Genomic DNA, 19,347 nt, shown 5'->3' with positions numbered 1-19,347 from the left:
TCACACGCTCCACAGCACGTCGCGGACCGCCGCCGGCCAGGCGTCCGTGTCCGGACCGTGATGGCGGAACAGGGCCAGCGCCACGCGCTCGAGCCCGAAGCCGACGCAGGCCGAATGGCAGAACTCCCCGTCCGCGAACTTCAGGCCCCAGGTCCGGCCGAAATGGTCCTGGTGATAGTTGAAGCTCAAACAGGCGGTCGGCTTCTCTATGCTGGTCACCGGAATCAGCAGCTCGAATTTCAAGCCCTGGTCGCGCTGGTTGTTGGCCATCATCTTGCCGCCGCGGCCGAAGAACGGATCGTTGGCAAGATCGACCTCGCAGGGCAGGTCGAGCGTCTCGATCATCGCCCTGCCGCGCTTCAGCCAGCTTTCGCGGAACGAGCGCACCTGCTCGGCCGTGCCGATCTTGACGAACTCGCGCATGCGGAAGAGCTGCATGCGCGCCGGGTCCTTCGACGGCTCGTGGCGGAAGCAGTAGGAGGAGAGCTCGAAAAGCAGACCCTGCGCCGGCACCGGGCCGCGCGCGGCGATCGTGGGATAGAGCGGATAGCAGGCGGCCGGCGTCAGCGCGACGTCCGTCGCCTTCTGCAACTCCGTCCAGTCCCCGCCATCCGCCATCATGCCGAGCAGTTGCGCATGCTCCCGCTCGCCGCCCATGAAGGAATGCACACAGCCGGCAAGCTGCGGAAAGCTCTTCATGTAGCCGCTCTTCTCCAGCGTCGCGCGGTTCATGCCCGGCGGAAAATGGATGCGGGTGGCCTCGTCGGGCGCACCGAGCCGGGTGACGAGACGCTCGAACCGCTCGATCACCTCCTCGAATGCGCCCGAACGGCCATAAAGGCCGTCGATGCCGGATTCGAACAGGATGCCGTTCTCGAACAGGCTGTCGAGCAGCGACTTGGAGTCGAATGTCTTGGCGTCCATCTCAGCCCCCCAGGCCGGTGTCGAAGCGGCTCATCAGCATGAGCGTCGCAGTATTGGAAAGGATGCGGTCGTTGGAGATCATCACCGGCGCGGAGGTCACATCGCGCAGGTGCCGGCCGACGCTGAACGGCGTGCCGTTCTTGTAGCCAAGGATGCCGTTGACCAGCATGGCCAGACGCACCACGGCGCCGGCCTTCTCGCTGGCCGCGACCTTCAGCGCGTTGATCTCGGCGGCGAAGCCGATCGAAGACAGCGCGTCATCGTCGCCCGCAGCCGCTTCGAAGCGATGGATGGCGGCCGTCAGGTGCCCTTTCATCTCCTGCAAAAGGGCTGCCGCCTCGGCCAGCCTCAACGCGCCCGGAGGCATGGCATCGGGCTGCTTGCGCGCCGCCGCCTTGACGAAGGCCTGCGCCCGATTGAAGGCGTCGGCGGCGATGCCGAACCAGGTCGCCGCCCAGAAGATGTGCGAGCTGGCCAGCATCGATTGCGCCGCGATCTCGGAGAACGGCTTCGGGAATATCTGCCTCGCGTCGCCCGTGGCGACGAGATGAAAGCCGTCCGAGCAGGTACCGCGCATGCCGAGCGTGTCCCATACCGACGTGCGTTCGAGCGTGCGGTTGCCGTCGGCGGGGATCACCACCATCACCTGATCGGAGCTTGCCGCATCGGGCGCGCGCCGCGCCGTGGCGAGGATGGCGTCGGCATAGTTGCCGTAGGAGATGACGGTGGCTTCCTTGGTCAGCGCGAAGCGACCGTCGGCGACCTCGACCGCGCAGATCGAATTGCGCAGATTGCCGCCGATGCCGGCCTCGGTCGTCGCGGAAGCCATCAGAAGCTGCTCGTCGGCGATACGCCGCATATAGGCGCGATGCCAGTCGCTGGCGCCGCCATGCGTGACGAAGCTCGACGTCTTGATCTGATGCATGGCATAGATCATCGCGCTCGAGCCGCAGGCCTGGCCGAGTTGGACGATGAGGTCGGCGATCTGCAACGTGCCGAGCCCCTCGCCGCCATGCTCGACCGGGATCGCCACGCCGAGCAGGCGCTCGCGCTTCAGCGCCTCGATCGTTTCCGCCGGGAAACAGCCTTCCTTGTCGACGGAATCGGCATGGCCGGCGGCGATCTCGGCGACGCGACGCATGCGTTCAGTTGCGGCTTCCGGCGCCTCCGTGAGCGGGGCCGCCTCTATCTTTCTCAACACGTTCATGGCTACGCCGCCTTGCGCGTCAATTGCGAAACGGCATCGGCGATGCAGGCCAGCGAAGAGAAGGTGCGCCGCGTCAGCATCGTCTCGGGGAATTCGATGTCGAACTCCTCTTCGAGCGCCAGCATCATCTGCACCGAGGCGAAGGAGGTCAGGCCCGCGTCGTAGAGATTGGCGTCGTCGGCGAGCGTGCCGAAATTCAGCGGAATCATCGGATGCTGCTCGAGCAGCGAGCGAATCTGGTCGATCATGGAGGCCCCGCCCTTGCGTTTGCTGTGCAGCGGCAATATCGCAGAAGCAGCGCAACCATGGCGTTAATACCGCCGGTCAGTTTCAACCATGCCTAAGGATCGGTAACGGACCGCTGTACAATTTTACGGCTTTTCACTCCGGCCCGGCCGCAATGGATAAGTCGAACAGATAAATGATCGACAACGGACCCTCACTTTGGCCTAATGGTCGCCCTGCTCCCCTTCGAGAGGTGCTGGACCATTGGAACGGCGAAACCGGGTAAGAGTATGAAGTTCGGGGCCCTCTTGCCGTTGACCTTGATTGGTGTCTCCCTTTCAGGCGCCAGCTGCTCATCGACCGTCGCGTCGATCGATCCGGGGAAATACGACAAGATGAGCTGCGCCGCGCTCAACAGCGCGCTCGGCGACACCGCCACCGACATCTCGCGAACCGCCATCAGCCGCGGCAAGGTCGCCAACACCAGCTTGCCGAGCTGGCTGCTCGGCGGCGAGCGCGTGAAGACGGTGGTGGCCAATCGTGACACGGCCAAGATCGAGCGGTTGCAGCAACAGCAGCAAGCGATCATCGCGGCGAGGAAAAAAAGGTGCCCGTCCTCGCAATGAGCTAGCAGCCGCCGGTGGCGGTCCTATGCGCTTATCCTGAACCGCGCCGTATCGATCGCCGCGTTCATCAGCGTCTGCGTGTAGGCCTCGCGGGGATTGCCGAAGATCTCTTCAGTCGGCCCTTCCTCGACGATCTTTCCTTGCTTCATGACGATGATGTAATCGGCCATGGCGCGCACCACCGCCAGGTCGTGGCTGATGAAGAGATAGGAGAGCTGGTGATCGGCCTGCAGCTTGCGCAGGAGCTCGACGATCTGTTTCTGCACCGAACGGTCGAGGGCCGAGGTCGGCTCATCCAGCACCACGACTTTCGGTTTCAGAATCATGGCGCGTGCAATGGCGATGCGCTGGCGCTGGCCGCCGGAGAATTCGTGCGGGTAGCGGTTGCGGGCGTTGGGGTCGAGGCCGACCTCGCGCAGCGCCTCGACGGCGCGATGGTCGCGCTGCTTGCCGGTCAGCGAGGGCTCGTGCACGAGCAGTCCTTCGGTGATGACCTGGCCGACCGTCATGCGTGGCGACAGCGAGCCGAACGGATCCTGGAAGACGAGCTGCAATTCGCGCCTGAGCGGCCGCATCGCGTGGCGGTCGGCTTCAGAAATGTCGCGATCGCCGAAGCGGATCACGCCGTCGCTGGGGAGCAGCCTCAGCAGCGCGCGGCCGAGCGTCGACTTGCCGGAGCCGGACTCGCCGACGATGCCGATCGTCTGGTTGCGCTTCAGCCGGATCGAGATCTTGTCGACGGCGCGCAGCATAAGCGGCTCGCCGCCGAGGAAGCCGCCGCCGATCTTGAAGACGACCTCGACATTGCGGCCTTCGAGCAGCATAGGCGAATTGGCAGGTGGCGGCGCCTTGGTGCCGGTCGGCTCGGCCGCGAGCAGCATCTTGGTGTAGGCATGCTGCGGATTGGCGAAGAGCGCCTCGGCATCGCCCTCCTCCACCACCTCGCCCTGGCGCATGACATAGACCCGGTCGGCGAAGCGGCGCACGATACCGAGATCGTGGGTGATGAAGACGATCGCCATGCCGAGCTTGCGTTGCAGCTCGGCGAGCAGCATCAGGATCTGCGCCTGGATGGTGACGTCGAGCGCCGTCGTCGGCTCGTCGGCGATCAGGATGTCGGGATCGTTGGCCAGCGCCATGGCGATCATGACGCGCTGGCGCTGCCCGCCAGACATCTCGTGCGGATAGGATTTCATCCGCCGCTCGGGATCGGGGATGTGCACCAGTCGCAACAGCTTCAGCGCTTCTTCACGCGCGGCTTGCGCGTTCAGGCCGCGGTGCCGGCGGATCGGCTCGATGAGCTGGTTGCCGATGGTGTAGAGCGGGTCAAGCGAGGTCATCGGCTCCTGAAAGATCATGCTGATCTTGCGGCCGCGAACCTTATTGAGCTCGTTCTTCGTCATCTCCAGAAGATTGCGGCCGCGATAGTCGACCTGGCCAGTGGCCTCGCCGTTGGAGGAAAGCAGGCTCATCGCCGCCATCATCGTCTGGCTCTTGCCGGAACCGGATTCGCCTACGACGGCGACCGTTTCGCCGGCATTGACCTTAATGTTGATGCCTTTGACCGCCTCGACCGTGCCGTCGAGGGTCTGGAAGCGGACGCGCAGGTCCTTGACGCTGAGGATCGTTTCGGCGGTCATGTCAGCGGTCCTTGGGGTCAAGCGCGTCGCGCAGGCCGTCGCCGACGAAGTTCAGCGCGAATAGCGTCGAGACGAGGAAGAAGGCCGGGAACAACAGCAGCCAGTTGGCGTAGCCGATGTTCTTGGCGCCGACGGAAATCAGCACGCCCCAGCTGGTCATCGGCTCCTGCACGCCGAGGCCGAGGAAGGAGAGAAAGCTTTCCAGGATGATGACCTGCGGCACCAGCAGCGTCATGTAGATGACGACCGGCCCGAGCAGGTTGGGGATGACGTGGCGCACAAGGATGCCGCGATAACCGACACCCATCGCTTCGGCGGCCTGGACATATTCCTGCCTGCGGATCGACAGCGCCTGGCCGCGCACGATGCGCGCCATGTCGAGCCACAGCACCGCGCCGACGGCCAAAAACATCAGCACGAAGTTGCGACCAAAGAACACCACCAGCATGATGACGAAGAAGATGAAGGGCAGCGAATAGAGCACGTCGACGATACGCATCATCACCTCGTCGACCCTGCCGCCGGCAAAGCCGGACGTCGCGCCACAGATGACGCCGATGACGCCGGCGACGACGCCGGCAAGCAGGCCGATGGCTAAAGAAATGCGCCCGGCCATCAGCGTGCGGGACAAGAGGTCGCGTCCGGTGTTGTCGGTGCCGAAGAGGAAATACTGCTGCTTGATGGCGGAACTCATCGTGACTTCGAGCCCGTCGGGCGACTTGCTCTCGATTTTGGTGTCGTCGAAGGCGTCGGAGCGGTCGAGATAGCGGATGTTGCGGTCGTCGACCGGCTTCTTGGAGGTGACGGTCACGATCACGCGGCTGCCGTCCTGATGCCATTCCTTGATGTCGACACGCATACGCTTGATGGCGTCGGTCAGCGCGGTCTGGAGCATGTCAGGCTTCGGATAGGCCGACAGGCTCGGCGGCGTGCGCACATAGTCTCCGTAGATGGTCGTGTAATCATGCGGCACGACCATCGGGCCGAACACGCTGATGACGGCAATGAAGGCCAGATAGTAGAGGCTGAACATGGCGGCGCGGTTGCGCTTCAGCCGCGCCCAGGCATTGCCCCAGAGCGAGCGGCCGACGATAGGCTCCGGAACGGCGACGGCGAGCTCAGTCATAGCGCACCCTCGGATCGACGACCGCGTAGAGGAGATCGACGATCAGGTTGAAGACGATGGTGAAGAGCGCGATCACCACCACGGTTCCCATGACCAGCGTATAGTCGCGGTTGAGGGCGGCATCGACGAAATAGCGGCCGACGCCCGGGATGGAGAAGATGGTCTCGACGATGATCGAGCCGGTGAGCAGCGCCGCCGCCGCCGGACCGGTGAAGGAGACGATCGGCAGGACGGCGCCGCGCAGCGCGTGCTTGACCACCACCGACCAGTCCGACAGGCCGAGCGCGCGGGCGGTGCGGATATGGTGCGAGCGCAGGCTCTCGATCATCGAACCGCGCATCAGGCGGGCGACGATGGCGATCTGCGGCAAGGCAAGCGTCAGCACCGGCCCGACCTTGTTGATGAAGGCGCCGTCACCCCAGCCGCCGATCGGCAACAGCTTCCACGAAAGCCCGAAGACGAGCTGGATCACCGGCGCGGTGACGAAGGTGGGGATGGTGCTGCCGGCGGTGGCTAAAGCGATCACCGAATAGTCGGCTATTTTATTCTGGTTGAGCGCCGCGATCGTGCCGAGGATCGAGCCCAGAATCAGCGCCAGCACCAGGGCCGAGGTACCGATCTGCACCGAGATCGGCAGGCCCTTGGCGAAGAGTTCGGTGACGGTGAAATCCGGCAGGTTGTAGCTCGGTCCGAAACTGCCGCGCAAAAGATTGCCGAGATAGTGGACATATTGCAGCCAGAGCGGATCGTCGAGGCCGAACTGGGCTTCGAGATTGGCCCTGATCTCGGGGCTCAAGCCCCGCTCCTGGTTGAACGGGCCGCCTGGCGCGACGCGGATCAGGAAGAACGCCACCGTCACGATGACGAATAGCGTCGGGATGGCGGTCAACAGCCGCCGGAAGACATAACGCAGCATCGGCGCCCCGCTTCAGCCAGGGCGACGGCTCTCCAGACGAGATCGTGGCGCGCTGGCATCTCTGATCTTCGCACCGGGTAGCCTGAAAATCCAATCCGACTTTCGGCCCGGCACGACGACAGACCGCGACCGCCGCTCCCAAAAAGAGAGCGGCGGTACGGCCAAGGTTTCTGTCAGTCCTTGGAGATGAAGCGGGACGGATGAATGTCCATCACGTTGTCGTCGAAGCCATGCAGCTTCGAGGAAACGATGTCGTGGTAGCTGTAGTAGAGCAGCGGGATCTGGCCGACATCGTCGACGAGGATGCGCTCGGCCGCGGCGAGGTCCTTCATGCGCTCCTCAGGCTTGCCGCCGGCGGCGGCTGCCTTGTCCATCGCGGCTTCATAGGCAGGGCTGTCGTAGTTCGAATAGTTGTTGCCGCTCGCCTTGCGCGAGATGCCGAGGAAGGTCTCCGGATCCTTGTAGTCGGCGATCCAGGCGGCGCGGGCGACGTCGTAATTACCCTTCTGCTCGAGGAAGCTGTAGTGGGTCTTGGTGTCGGTGTTGAGCAGCGTCACCTCGACGCCGAGCGGCTTCAGCTGTTCCTGGATGGCGACCGCCGTGTTCTTATGGTTCTCCGAGGTGTTGTAGCGGATCTCCATCTTCAACGGATGCTCGGGTGTATAGCCTAGCTTTTCCAGGACTTTCTTGGCCGCATCCTCGCGGTCGATCTGCGACATGTCGGCGTATTTGGCCAGTGCCGGCGTGTAGCCCTCGATGCCCGGAGGCACCATCGAATAGCCGGGCAGCATCGAGTTCTGCCACACCTTCTCGGCGAGGAAGTCGCGATCGATCGCCATCGAGATGGCGGTGCGCAGCTCGACATTGTCCCAAGGCGCCTTGTCGGTCTTGACCGCATAATAATAGGTGCCGAGATATGGCCCCACACGGACCTGATCACCGAATTTGGTTTTGAGATCGGCGAGCTGTTCGGTCGGCAGGTCACCATAGCTGTCGAGTTCGCCGGCCTCGAAGCGCTTCATCGCCGACGAACGATCCTCGGTCGGAATGTAGTTGACCACGTCGAGCTTGACGCTCGCGGCGTCCCAGAACTTCGGGTTCTTGGCCAATTTCATATGGTCGTTGGGAACCCACTCCGCCAGCGTATAGGCGCCGTTGGAGACCAGCTTGCCCGGTTTGATCCAGTCGGCGCCGAGCTTGTCGATGGAAGCCTTGTTGACCGGATAGGTCGCCTGGTGCGTCAGCATCTCCAGGAAATAAGGCGTCGGCGCCTTCAGCGTTACTTGCAGCGTGTTGGCGTCGACCGCCTTCACGCCCATGTCCTCGGCCTTGCCTTTCTTGGTGTTGAAGTCCTCGGCGCCCTTCACCGGATAGAGCATCGAGGCGTACTCTGCAGCGGTGGCCGGATCTTCCAGCCGATGGAACGAATAGACGAAATCGTCCGCCGTCACCGGGCTGCCATCCGACCAGAGTCCGTCCTTGCGCAGCTTGAAGGTGTAGACAGTGCCGTCGTCGGACACCGTCCAGCTTTCGGCGGCGCCCGGAATGAGGTTCGTCTTCTGGTCATGCATGACGAGGCCCTGGAACAGGTCGCGTATAATATCGGCTTCGTAGACCGTCGACGTCTTGTGCGGATCGACCGTCTCGGCCTCGGCGGCGGCTCCGCGGTTGTAGACGGTCTCGGCGAAGACCGGCGTGTAGAAGGCGCCGGTCGCCAAGGCCATGGTGGTGGCGAACACAGTCGCCTTCAGCAGGTTTTTCAGCATGAAGTTTCTCCCTTTGGACGCGGCCCCTCAACCACGCCTTGAGTGTTAACGCCCCGGAACCGTTCAACGGGTTCCTTTTGAGCGTGCCGCCGGTCCCTTCCGGCGGCTGGTGGCGGGAGACTAGACAGAGGAATATCTTATTTCAACTGCCCGCTGCTTGACGTTGAGTGAGCATCACTCTGCTAAAACAGCGAACTCTAATATTTAATCACTCCATTCAACTTGGTGCATCTTTCGGTTGTTCCAGCCGTTTTCAGTTTTTGCAAGCAGGTTTTGGCATTCTCCGGACCATGCTGAAGAACCGAAAATTCCTCGCTCCTTGGTTCCGTTTCCGGGCTGACGCCGCGGGCACGTCGGCGGTCGAATTCGCCATGCTGGCGCCGATCTTCATCCTGCTCTTGCTCGGAATGGTTGCATACGGAATCTATTTTGGTGCCAGCCATTCGGTCCAGCAGATCGCCGCCGACGCCGCGCGAACGGCAATTGCCGGCCTCAACCAGACGGAGAGGCAGGCGCTGGTCACCGATTTCATCAACCACGACGTCCAGGGCTATCCCTTTGTCGACCCGCAAAAGCTGACGGTCGACGCCAAGGACAGCGCGGTAGACGGCAGCCAGTTCGTCGTCTCGGTCAGCTATGACGCGCGCAACCTACCGATCTGGAACCTGTTCCATAACCTGCCGCTGCCGGGCACCACGATCCAGCGTCAATCGACGATCCGGGTCGGGGGCATATGATGTGTAGCTCCAAGGGGGGACTAGAGCGGTTCATCGTTTCCCGGAAACGCAAGACCGCTCTATCTGTTCGTTCTGACGCAATTCCGGACGGAAAACCGTTACACACTTTTCCTGGAATTGCTCTCGCGGCCGCGGCGCGACGGCTGATCGCCGACCGGCGCGCCAATTTCGCGGTCATGACCGCGCTTTGCACGCCGGTGGCGCTGGCGCTGACCGCCTTCGCCGTCGACGAGGGCTCGCTCTACAACGAACGCCGCGCAGCGCAATCGATCGTCGACCTCGCCGCGATCACCGCCGCCGCCAACATCAACAATGCCCAGCAAGCGGTGCTGACGACGCTGAAGGACAACGGAATCACATCCGTCGCCGTGCAGCAACAGGGGACCGCCATCGCGCCGACCGGCAGCAAGGCGGTCGTGCAGGTCGTGCCCGGACGCTATTCGGGGGTCAGTTCCATAGCGGCCGGCAGCCGCTTCGAAGCAGGCAAGCTGCCCTACAACGCCGTCCAGGTGTCGCTGAAGAAGCTGGGCACGCTCTATTTCGCCGCCTCGATGATGGCGCCGCCGGTGATCGGCACGACAGCCACCGCCAGCGCCCAGCCCGAAGCGGCGTTCTCGGTCGGATCGCGGCTGGCCAGCGTCAATGGCGGCATCCTCAACGCGCTGCTCGGCGGGCTCCTCGGCGGCAACATCTCGCTCAGCGTGATGGACTACAATTCGCTGATCTCGGCCGATGTCGACGTGCTGTCCTTCACCGATGCGCTGGCGACGCAGCTGCACCTGACCGGCGTGACCTATTCGGACGTGCTTGCCTCGAAAGCAACGATCGGCCAGATCGCCACAGCCATGGCCAACGTGCCCGGACTTGACCGGACGGCCAAGCTCGCGCTGCAGACCATGGCCTCGAGCGCCACCAATACGGTCAAGATCCCGCTCAGCCAGCTGGTCGACCTCGGCTCGGTGGGCAGCCTCGGCCTCGGACAGAAGCCCGCCGGGCTTTCGGTCGACGCCAGCGCCATGAGCATGCTGACGGCAGCCGCGGCTTTGGCCAACGGCACCAACCAGGTTGACGTCAATCTCGGGGCAACCATACCCGGGCTGACATCGACGACGCTCCAGATCGCCATCGGCGAGCCGATGCAGAACTCTCCCTGGCTGGCTGTAGGAGAACTGGGCACGGTGGTGCGCACGGCGCAGACCCGCATCAAGCTCAACGCCAGCGTCACGGTCGGCACGCCGGACCTCGGCGGCGGCATCAAGCTGCTCGCGGTCAACCTGCCGCTCGATGTCGAGGTCGCCTATGCCGAAGCAAAGCTGACCGACATAAGCTGCCCGACCGGCCCCTCCAGCATCAAGGTTTCGATCGCCGCGCAGCCCGGAGTCGTCTCAGCGCATCTTGCCGACAGCAACGCCAGCGGCTTCGCGGATTTCAGCAAGCTGCAATCCTTCAGCGACGCCGACATCGCTGATGTCAGCCTCAAGCTGCTGCTGATCAACCTCAATCTGTTGCAAATCAAGGGATCGTCAGCCTTCTCGGTCACCAACATGGCGCCGACGACGTTGACCTTCAGCGCCACCGATATCGCCAACAAGACGATCAAGACGGTGTCGACGAAGAACTTGACGCAGTCGCTCGCCACCTCGCTGGTGAACAACCTGTCGCTGTCGGTCAACGCACTCGGCCTCGGCATTGACGTTTCCGCCCTGCTCGGCACGGTGAAGCCGGCGGTGACGACGCTGCTCAATGGGGTGACCGCGCCGGTCGACGACCTGGTCTACAATGTGCTTGCGGCGCTTGGCGTCCATGTCGGCGAGGCCGATGTGCAGGTGACCGGCGCCGTCTGCGGACGCTCGGTGCTCGTCCAATAGGCTGGCTGTCAGCCAATTCTACCGACGTAGCAACCCACAGGCGGCAGTGCCAGCGCAATCTCTTCGAGAACACCGCCAAGAACGCCGGCGACGTCAACGGCAAGAGCCGTTATCTCGACGTCCCTGATCTCGGCCGGCAGCGTCCAGTTCGCCGGCTCAGCGGCGAAGTTGAAGACGCACAACAATTTCTCGTCTTCGTGCTGGCGGATGAAAGCCAGCACATCGCCCTCTGCTTCGAGAAACCGGATCGAGCCCGCGATCAGCGCCGGGTGGCGTTTGCGCAAGGCAAGGACCGAACGATAGGCGGCGAGCACGGAACCGCCCTCGCCGTTCTGCACGTCGACCGCACGGCCACGATGCGCCAACGGCACCGGCAGCCAGGGCTTGGCCGTGGAGAAGCCGCCATTTTCCGCCTCTGCCTCCCATACCATCGGCGTGCGGCAGCCGTCCCGGCCCTTCACGCCCGGCCAGAAGCGGATGCCCAGCGGATCGCGCAGGTCCTCATAGGCAAGCTCGGCCTCCTCCAGCCCCAGTTCCTCGCCCTGGTAGAGGCAGATCGAGCCGCGCAGAGAGCAAAGCAGCGCGATCGAGAATTTCGCCACGGCATCCGGGTTCTCGCCAGGCCGCGTCCAGCGGCTGACATGGCGTACCACATCGTGATTGGAGAATGCCCAGCAGACCCAGCCGTCGGCAACGGCGTTCTCGAAAGCCTCGACGCAGCCGCGCACATGGGCGGCTGAGAATTGCGGGCCGAGCAGGTCGAAGGTGTAGCACATCTGCAATTTGTCGCCGCCGGATGTGTAGGCGGCGAGCGTCTGCAAAGAGCGGTCTTCATCGCCCACCTCGCCGACCGCAGCGCGGTCCCGGTACTCGTCGAGCAGCGCGCGGAAGCGTTTCAGGAAGTCGAGATTCTCAGGGCGCGTCTTGTCGAAGAGATGCTCCTGAAAGGCGTAGGTGGTGGTGGCGCCGTTGGTGCCGGCGACGCTTGTAGCCAGCGGCGGGTTGTCGCGCAGCCAGCGGTCGTGGACATAGTAGTTGACGGTGTCCAGCCGGAAGCCGTCGACGCCGCGCTCCAGCCAGAAGCGCACCGTGTCGAGAAGCGCGTCCTGCACTTCCGGGGTATGGAAATTGAGGTCCGGCTGCGCGGCGAGAAAGTTGTGCATGTAATACTGCCGGCGGGTAGCGTCCCACTCCCAGGCCGGGCCGCCGAACAGCGATTGCCAGTTGTTGGGCGCGCTGCCGTCGGGCTTGGCGTCGGCCCAGACATACCAGTCGGCCTTGGCATTGTCGCGGCCGTCGCGGCTTTCGACGAACCATTCGTGCCTGTCGGAGGAATGCGAAATCACCTGGTCGATGATCAGCTTCAGGCCGAGCCGGTGCGCTTCGGCGACCAGCGCATCGAAATCATCGAGCGTGCCGAACATCGGATCGACGTCGCGATAGTCCGACACGTCATAGCCCATGTCGGCCATCGGCGACTTGAAGATAGGCGAGAGCCAGACCGCATCGACGCCGAGCGAAGCGACATGGGCGAGCCGCGCGGTGATGCCCTTGAGATCGCCGCTGCCGTCGCCGGTCGTGTCCTGGAAGGAGCGCGGATAGATCTGGTAGATCACACAGCCGCGCCACCACTCGGCATTCTCACCAGCCATTACGAACCCTTCCCGGCGCGGGCGGTTTCGATCCCGCGCTCGATCATGAAATTGACGCTGCGGCCGGGCAGCGGCCGCGCAAGGTCGATCGCCTCCGCCTCGATCGCCGGACGCCACTCGTAGCCGTCCCGCAGCGGCAAGGTGAAGACGCATTGGCGGCGGTCGCCATTCACCAAGACGGCGAGGCGGCCGCCCCCGCTATCGCCGAGTATCATGACGAGGCGATGTCGCGCGGGGTCGTTCCAGTCGGCCTCGCCGAGCGGCGCTCCTGTCTCTGTCAGCCACGCAACGTCGGGAACATCGGAACCGTAGGGCGGCTCTCCAGTCAGGAAATGCGTGTCCAACAGCGGCGGGAATGCCCGCCGCATCGCGGAGAGCGATGCGGCGTATTGCTCCAGCGCCTCATCGCGGCGGGCCCAGTCGAGCCAGGTGAAGGCGTTGTCCTGCGCGTAGGCGTTGTTGTTGCCCTTTTGCGTGCGGCCGAATTCGTCGCCGGCGGTCAGCATGATGGTGCCGCGCGAAGCAAAGAGCGTCGCAAGCAGCGCGCACTGGTCGCCGAAGCGGGCCCTGGCGATTTCCACGTCATCCGTCTCGCCCTCGACGCCGTTGTTCCATGACAGATTGTCGTTATGGCCGTCGCGGTTGTGCTCGCCATTGGCCGCGTTGTGCTTATGCTCGTAGGTAACGATGTCGGCCAGCGTCATGCCGTCATGCGCGGCGATGAAATTGACCGTGCGGCTCACCGGCTGACCTGTCCTGCCGAACACGTCGGACGATCCCGCAAGCCGGGTGGCCAGGGCGCCGATCGCGCCGGCATCGCCGCGCCAGAAGCGCCTGACATCGTCCCGGTAGCGGTCGTTCCATTCCAGATAGGGCGGCCGGAAATTGCCGAGCTGGTAGCCGTTCGGACCGATGTCCCATGGCTCGGCGATCAGCACCCGGTCGGCGAGCACGGGATCGCCGGCGATGGCCTGGAGCAGCGGCGCATCGGGATCGAACGTGCCATCGATTCGGCCGAGCACCGGCGCCAGGTCGAAACGGAAACCGTCGACGCCGGCATGGCGAACGAAATGGCGCAGCGTGTCGAGCACCATCTGCCGCACAACCGGATGGTCGCAGGCGAGGGTGTTGCCGGTGCCCGTGTCGTTGGCCAGCCGCCCATCCGGCATGTGCCGGTAATAAGCCTGCGCGTCGAGGCCGCGCAGCGACAGTGTCGGCCCGAGCCGGTCGCTTTCGCCGGTGTGGTTGAAGACGAGGTCGAGGATGGTGCCGATGCCGGCGTTGCGCAGAGCCGCGACGGTGTCGCGCAATTCCACAAGACCGCCTGGCGCGAGGCGCGGGTCGAGCGCCATGAAGGTGACGGGATTGTAGCCCCAGGCGTTGCTCAAGCCCAAAGGCGGCAGATGGCGCTCGTCGATCGACGCCGTGATCGGCATGAGTTCGACGGCGGAGACGCCGAGACGCTGCAGATGCTCGATGACGGCAGGATGGGCGAGCGCCGCGATGGTGCCGCGCTGGGCTTCGGGGACGTCCGGGTGCAGCTTGGTGAAGGAGCGGACGTTGAGCTCGTAGATCAGGCCGCCGGGCTGGAACAGCGGCGTTTGGATCGATAGCGGCTGCGGCAAGTTGCACGCCACGGCCTTCGGCATCAGGGAAGCGGTGTCTGCACCTTCGTTGCGTTTGGCGGCAAGCCGCCAATGATATTGATACGGCCGGTCGATCTCGACGGCGTAAGGGTCGGCGAGCAGCTTGTCGGGATCGAACCAGAAGCCGCGTTCTGGCGCGTAGTCGCCGTCGGCACGAAAGCCGTAGCGTGTGCCGGCGACAAGACCTGGGACGAAGAGCGCATGCACGCCCTCGCCTTCCGGGTTGAGTTCCAGGCGGTCGATTTCGCGTGTGCCGGTATCGTCGAAGATCGAGACCAATAGGCGCCGCGCTGAAGAGGACCAGACGGCGAAGTGGATGCCGTTCTCGATGACGGTTGCGCCGAGCGAGGTCATGCGAACTCCCCTTTCTCCCCTTGTGGGAGAAGGTGTCGCCGAAGGCGACGGATGAGGGGTGCTCCAGCTTGGCGCCGGCTGCGCTCCGGCCAACATCCCTCATCCGTCTCGGCGCTGCGCGCCGATCCACCTTCTCCCACAAGGGGAGAAGGAGAGAGGCGTCCCGCCACCCTCAAGTAATCACGCTCGGCTTGTTGCGGCCGGTGTGGCTTTTGATGCCGGCGATGTCGTCGGCGGCGGCGATCAAATCGGCCAGCGCTTCCTGCGTGTCGAGGTCGTGCCTCGCCTTGTCCGGCTCGTAGCGCTCGATATAGACGCGCAGCGTCGCACCGGATGTGCCGGTGCCGGAGAGGCGGAAGACGACGCGCGAGCCGCCCTCGAACAGGATCCGGATGCCCTGGTTCTTGCTCACCGAGCCGTCGACCGGATCGTGATAGGCGAAGTCGTCGGCGCTGGCGATTGTCATGCCGCGCACGCTGGTGCCGGGCAGCGAGCCGAGCTTGGCGCGCAACTCGTCGACCAGCGCGTTCGCCCGCTCGGTCTCGACCTCCTCATAGTCGTGACGCGAGTAATAGTTGCGGCCGTAGGTCTCCCAATGCTTGGTGACGATGTCCTTACAGCTCTCGCCGCGCACTGCGAGGATGTTGAGCCACAAAAGCACGGCCCACAGCCCGTCCTTCTCGCGCACATGGTTGGAACCGGTGCCGGCGCTTTCCTCGCCGCAGATTGTCGCCATGCCGGCGTCGAGCAGATTGCCGAAGAACTTCCAGCCGGTCGGGGTTTCGTAAATGCCGATGCCGAGCTTTTCGGCGACGCGGTCGGCAGCGCCACTGGTCGGCATCGAGCGCGCGATGCCCTTCAAGCCTTCCTTGTAACCCGGCGCCAGATGCGCGTTGGCGGCAAGCATCGCCACCGAGTCAGATGGGGTGACGAAGATGCCCTTGCCGATGATCAGGTTGCGGTCGCCATCGCCGTCGGAAGCGGCGCCGAAATCCGGCGCGTCGGCTCCCATCATCTCGTCATAGAGGTGCTTGGCATGCACCAGGTTCGGATCGGGGTGATAGCCGCCGAAATCGGGCAGCGGCTTGAAGTTGCGGCAGGTGCCGTTCGGCGCGCCGAGCCGGCGCTCGAGGATCTCCTTGGCATAGGGACCGGTCACCGCATGCATGGCGTCGAAACGCATGCGGAAGCCGTATTTGAAGTTGGCGCGGATGGCATCGAAGTCGAACAGGCTCTCCATCAACTCGGCATAGTCCTTGACCGGGTCGATGACCTCGACGGTCATGCCGCCGGCCTCGATGGTGCCGATAGCGTCTATGTCGATGGTGGCGATGTCGGCGATCTTGAAGCTCGAAATCGTCTTGGTCTTTTCAAAGATCGCGTCGGTGATCTTCTCCGGCGCCGGGCCGCCGTTGCCGGCATTGTACTTGATGCCGAAATCCTCGTGCGGGCCGCCCGGATTGTGGCTCGCCGACAGGATGATGCCGCCAAAGGTCTTGTATTTGCGGATGATGTTGGAGGCGGCCGGCGTCGAGAGGATGCCGCCCTGCCCGACCATCACCTTGCCGAAGCCGTTGGCGGCGGCCATGGCGATCGCCTTCTGGATGACCTCGCGGTTGTAGAAGCGGCCGTCGCCGCCGATCACCAGCGTCTTGCCCTGAAAACCCTCCAGCGCATCGAAGATCGACTGGATGAAATTCTCGGCATAGTGCTCCTGCTGGAAGACGGGCACTTTCTTGCGCAGGCCGGAGGTGCCGGGCTTCTGGTCGGTGTAGGGCTTGGTGGGGACGGTGCGTATCATGCTTCAGGCAACCCTTTTCGAAAGCAGCAGGCGATAGAGTTCGACATATCTTTCGGCGCTCTTGTCCCAGGATACATCGGCCTTCATACCCTGGCGCTGGATCGAGGCCCACGCCGCTGGCCTGGCATGCGCCTCGACCAGGCGGCGGATGGCGTGCAGCAGCGCGCCGCCATTGTTCGGCGCGAACTGGAAGCCGGTGGCGACGCCGGCCGAAAGCGCCGCCTCGTTGGCGTCGATGATGGTGTCGGCGAGGCCGCCGGTCCGCGCGACGACCGGCACGCAACCATAGCGCAAGCCATAGAGCTGGGTCAGCCCGCAAGGTTCGAAGCGCGAGGGGATGATGATGGCATCGCAGCCGCCCTGCATGATGTGGGAAAGCGCTTCGTCATAGCCGATGACGACGCCGACGCGGCCGCGATGGCGGGCGGCGGCGGCCAGCAGCGAGCCTTCGAGGCCGGCATCGCCCGAGCCCAGGACCGCCAGTCGTGCTCCACGCTGAACGACGCCATCGACGACCGCGGCCAGTGTGTCCATGCCCTTCTGCCAGGTCAGACGGCTGACCACGCAGACGATCGGGCTGTCGTCATTTTCGAGATTGAAACGGTCCTCGACGGCCTTCCGGTTGAAGCCGCGGGCCTCGAGCGTCTCGGCCGAATAGTTGGCGACAAGATGCTTGTCGGTCGCAGGGTTCCAGATGTCGACATCGATGCCGTTGACGATGCCGTGGAGATCGGTGGCGCGCATGTTGATCAGGCCGTCGAGGCCCATGCCGAATTCCGGCGAGCGGATTTCCTGCGCATAGGTCGGGCTGACCGTGGTGATCGCCCAAGCCGCCTGCAGGCCGGCCTTGAGGAAGCCGACGCCGCCGTAGTATTCGACGCCGTCGAGCTGCATAGCCACGCCCGGCAGGCCGAGCTCGCCGAAGATGCCGGCGCCGAACTGTCCCTGGAAGGCAAGGTTGTGCACGGTGATCAGCGACGGCACGCCGACCGCCTTGCCGTAGCGCATGTAGGCGAGCGTCATCGCCGACTGCCAGTCATGGGCGTGCACGATGTCGGGCTGGTAGCCGGAGATCGCGCCGCCGGCGATGTCGCCGCCGACCTGGCTCAGCGCCGCGAAGCGCCGCCAGTTGTCGGGCCAGTCGGAGCCCGAGGCGGTGCCGTAAGGCCCGCCCTGGCGGTCGAAGAGATGCGGCGCGTCGAGCACGAAGAGGTCGAGCTCGCCGATCTTGACGGCATGGACCGAGGCCTTGCCGCCCTGCAGCAGCGGATACTGGTAAACGGCCTTCTTTTTCTTGAAGGCCTCCATCACCACCGGATAGCCGGGAACCAGCGTGCGCATCGCCACGCCCTTGCCGGCCAGCGCGATCGGCAGCGCGCCGGTCACGTCGGCAAGCCCGCCGGTCTTGATCAGCGGGAAGATTTCGGGCGTGACCGACAGAACCTGCATGCGCATCACATTCCGCGTTTAAAGTGACAGCTTGTTGATCAGACTGACAACTTGTCGATCAGACTGTTAGGTTGACAGCTTGTCGATCGACCTGGTCAGGTCGACAGCTGATCAACCTATCAGGTTGACAGCTTGTTGATCATGTCCTGCGTGATCAGGCAGATACCCTTTTCAGAAACGCGGAAGCGCTTGGCGTCGAGCGCCGGGTCCTCGCCGACCACCAGCCCCTCCGGTATGTGGACGCCATGGTCGATGACGACGCGCTTGAGGCGCGCGTTGCGACCAACCTGGACGTCGGGCAGCATCACCACTTCCTCGAGCTTCGAATAGGAATTGATGCGGGCGCCGGTGAAGATCAGGCTGCGGCGCAGCGATGCGCCGGAGACGATGCAGTCGCCGGAGACAAGCGAGGAGATCGCCTCGCCGCGGCGGCCGTCCTCGTCATGAACAAATTTCGCCGGCGGCTTCAATTCGGCATAGGTCCAGATCGGCCAGTCGCGGTCGTAGAGATCGAGCTCGGGCGTGACGTCGGTCAAATCGATATTGGCTTCCCAATAGGCGTCGACCGTCCCGACATCGCGCCAGTAGGGCTCGGCCTCATGCGAGGAGCGCACGCAGGACTTGGCGAAGCGGTGGGCGATCGCCTTACCATGCTCAACGATGTAGGGGATGATATCCTTGCCGAAGTCGCGGCTGGACCCCGGCTCGGCCGCGTCGCGACGCAGCTGCTCCATCAGGAACTTGGTCTTGAAGACATAGATGCCCATCGAGGCCAGCGCGAACTCCGGCTTATCGGGGATGCCGGGCGGATCGGCCGGCTTTTCGACAAAAGCGATGATGTTGTCCTTGGCATCGACATGCATGACGCCGAAGCCCGTCGCCTCCATGCGCGGCACTTCCAGACAGCCGACGGTGACGTCCGCATTGGCGTCGACATGCTGCCGCAGCATCAGCTCGTAGTCCATCTTGTAGATGTGGTCGCCGGCGAGGATGACCATGTATTCGGGGCCATAGGCCTCGATGATGTCGATGTTCTGGTAGACGGCGTCCGCGGTGCCCTCATACCATTGCGTTTCGGAAACGCGCTGCGAGGCGGGCAGGATGTCGAAGCTCTCGTTTCGCTCGGGCCTGAGGAAGTTCCAGCCGCGCTGCAGGTGGCGGATCAGCGAATGCGCCTTGTACTGGGTGGCGACGCCGAGACGGCGAATGCCGGAGTTGAGCGCATTGGACAGCGCAAAATCGATGATGCGCGTCTTGCCGCCGAAATAGACCGCGGGCTTGGCGCGCCGGTCGGTCAGCTCCTTGAGGCGGCTGCCGCGGCCGCCGGCCAGCACATAGGCCATGGCATCGCGCGCCAGCGGCTGGGTTCTCTTGATCTCTGCCATCGTCTGCCTCCCTCCTAAGCTGTCC

The 19,347-nt window shown here is 64.0% G+C and carries 14 protein-coding genes and 1 pseudogene; 3 read left to right on the top strand and 12 right to left on the bottom strand.

The annotated features are described in order from the left end of the window. The 3 genes from RFN30_RS02030 to RFN30_RS02020 are packed head-to-tail and all read right to left on the bottom strand — an operon-like array spanning window position 1 to window position 2,379. Entirely contained in the window at window positions 1–924 is a 924-nt protein-coding gene (locus RFN30_RS02030) for an amino acid--[acyl-carrier-protein] ligase (protein WP_320260466.1), read from the bottom strand. Between the two features lies 1 nt (window position 925). Beyond that, the gene (locus RFN30_RS02025) at window positions 926–2,131 is read right to left on the bottom strand and encodes an acyl-CoA dehydrogenase family protein (protein ID WP_320260465.1); all 1,206 of its coding nucleotides are present in this window, start codon (window positions 2,129–2,131) and stop codon (window positions 926–928) included. A 2-nt stretch (window positions 2,132–2,133) separates the two neighbouring features. After that, window positions 2,134–2,379 carry an acyl carrier protein gene (locus tag RFN30_RS02020; RefSeq protein WP_320260464.1) on the bottom strand — a complete coding sequence of 82 codons (246 nt, stop codon included), beginning with the start codon at window positions 2,377–2,379 and terminating at the stop codon, window positions 2,134–2,136. Window positions 2,380–2,583: 204 nt separating this feature from the next. On the opposite strand from RFN30_RS02020, the gene RFN30_RS02015 reads away from it, so the two are divergent. Beyond that, window positions 2,584–2,982, top strand: a complete 399-nt coding sequence (locus tag RFN30_RS02015) for a hypothetical protein (protein WP_320260463.1) — start codon at window positions 2,584–2,586, stop codon at window positions 2,980–2,982. A gap of 23 nt (window positions 2,983–3,005) precedes the next feature. Here RFN30_RS02015 and RFN30_RS02010 read toward each other — a convergent pair whose 3' ends face one another. The 4 genes and pseudogenes from RFN30_RS02010 to RFN30_RS01995 all read right to left on the bottom strand — a co-directional run. Further along, window positions 3,006–4,622 carry an ABC transporter ATP-binding protein gene (locus tag RFN30_RS02010; RefSeq protein ID WP_320260462.1) on the bottom strand — a complete coding sequence of 539 codons (1,617 nt, stop codon included), beginning with the start codon at window positions 4,620–4,622 and terminating at the stop codon, window positions 3,006–3,008. 1 nt (window position 4,623) lies between these two features. Further along, a complete protein-coding gene (locus RFN30_RS02005; RefSeq protein WP_320260461.1) occupies window positions 4,624–5,748 on the bottom strand; it encodes an ABC transporter permease in 1,125 nt (374 codons plus the stop codon). Continuing rightward, window positions 5,741–6,664 carry an ABC transporter permease subunit gene (locus RFN30_RS02000; RefSeq protein WP_320260460.1) on the bottom strand — a complete coding sequence of 308 codons (924 nt, stop codon included), beginning with the start codon at window positions 6,662–6,664 and terminating at the stop codon, window positions 5,741–5,743. The genes RFN30_RS02005 and RFN30_RS02000 overlap by 8 nt, the downstream gene beginning before the upstream one ends. A 425-nt stretch (window positions 6,665–7,089) precedes the next feature. Next, window positions 7,090–8,235: pseudogene (locus RFN30_RS01995) on the bottom strand (peptide ABC transporter substrate-binding protein); the annotation flags it as partial. 362 nt (window positions 8,236–8,597) lie between these two features. Between RFN30_RS01995 and RFN30_RS01990 the strand changes: the two are divergent. Then, a complete protein-coding gene (locus RFN30_RS01990) occupies window positions 8,598–9,167 on the top strand; it encodes a TadE/TadG family type IV pilus assembly protein (protein WP_320260458.1) in 570 nt (189 codons plus the stop codon). Window positions 9,168–9,343: 176 nt separating this feature from the next. Continuing rightward, window positions 9,344–11,035, top strand: coding sequence for a pilus assembly protein TadG-related protein (locus RFN30_RS01985; protein ID WP_320260457.1), 1,692 nt, complete (start codon window positions 9,344–9,346; stop codon window positions 11,033–11,035). A gap of 8 nt (window positions 11,036–11,043) precedes the next feature. Here the strand turns inward: RFN30_RS01985 and bglA are convergent, their stop codons facing one another. From bglA to glgC, 5 genes are all read right to left on the bottom strand, one after another. Further along, window positions 11,044–12,687 (bottom strand): beta-galactosidase BglA, encoded by a 1,644-nt coding sequence (bglA, locus tag RFN30_RS01980; protein ID WP_320260456.1) that lies wholly within the window; start codon window positions 12,685–12,687, stop codon window positions 11,044–11,046. Further along, window positions 12,687–14,687, bottom strand: coding sequence for a glycogen debranching protein GlgX (gene glgX / locus RFN30_RS01975; protein ID WP_320260455.1), 2,001 nt, complete (start codon window positions 14,685–14,687; stop codon window positions 12,687–12,689). The genes bglA and glgX overlap by 1 nt, the downstream gene beginning before the upstream one ends. 172 nt (window positions 14,688–14,859) lie before the next feature. Next, window positions 14,860–16,488, bottom strand: a complete 1,629-nt coding sequence (locus RFN30_RS01970) for an alpha-D-glucose phosphate-specific phosphoglucomutase (protein ID WP_320260454.1) — start codon at window positions 16,486–16,488, stop codon at window positions 14,860–14,862. 3 nt (window positions 16,489–16,491) lie between these two features. After that, window positions 16,492–17,937 (bottom strand): glycogen synthase GlgA, encoded by a 1,446-nt coding sequence (glgA, locus tag RFN30_RS01965; protein WP_320260453.1) that lies wholly within the window; start codon window positions 17,935–17,937, stop codon window positions 16,492–16,494. A gap of 119 nt (window positions 17,938–18,056) precedes the next feature. Then, the gene (gene glgC / locus RFN30_RS01960) at window positions 18,057–19,322 is read right to left on the bottom strand and encodes a glucose-1-phosphate adenylyltransferase (RefSeq protein ID WP_320260452.1); all 1,266 of its coding nucleotides are present in this window, start codon (window positions 19,320–19,322) and stop codon (window positions 18,057–18,059) included. Window positions 19,323–19,347 lie beyond the last annotated feature (25 nt).

Origin of the sequence: Mesorhizobium dulcispinae (genome assembly GCF_033977345.1) — a bacterium.
Lineage (GTDB): Bacteria > Pseudomonadota > Alphaproteobacteria > Rhizobiales > Rhizobiaceae > Mesorhizobium > Mesorhizobium dulcispinae.
This window is presented reverse-complemented; position numbering and strand designations above follow the sequence as displayed.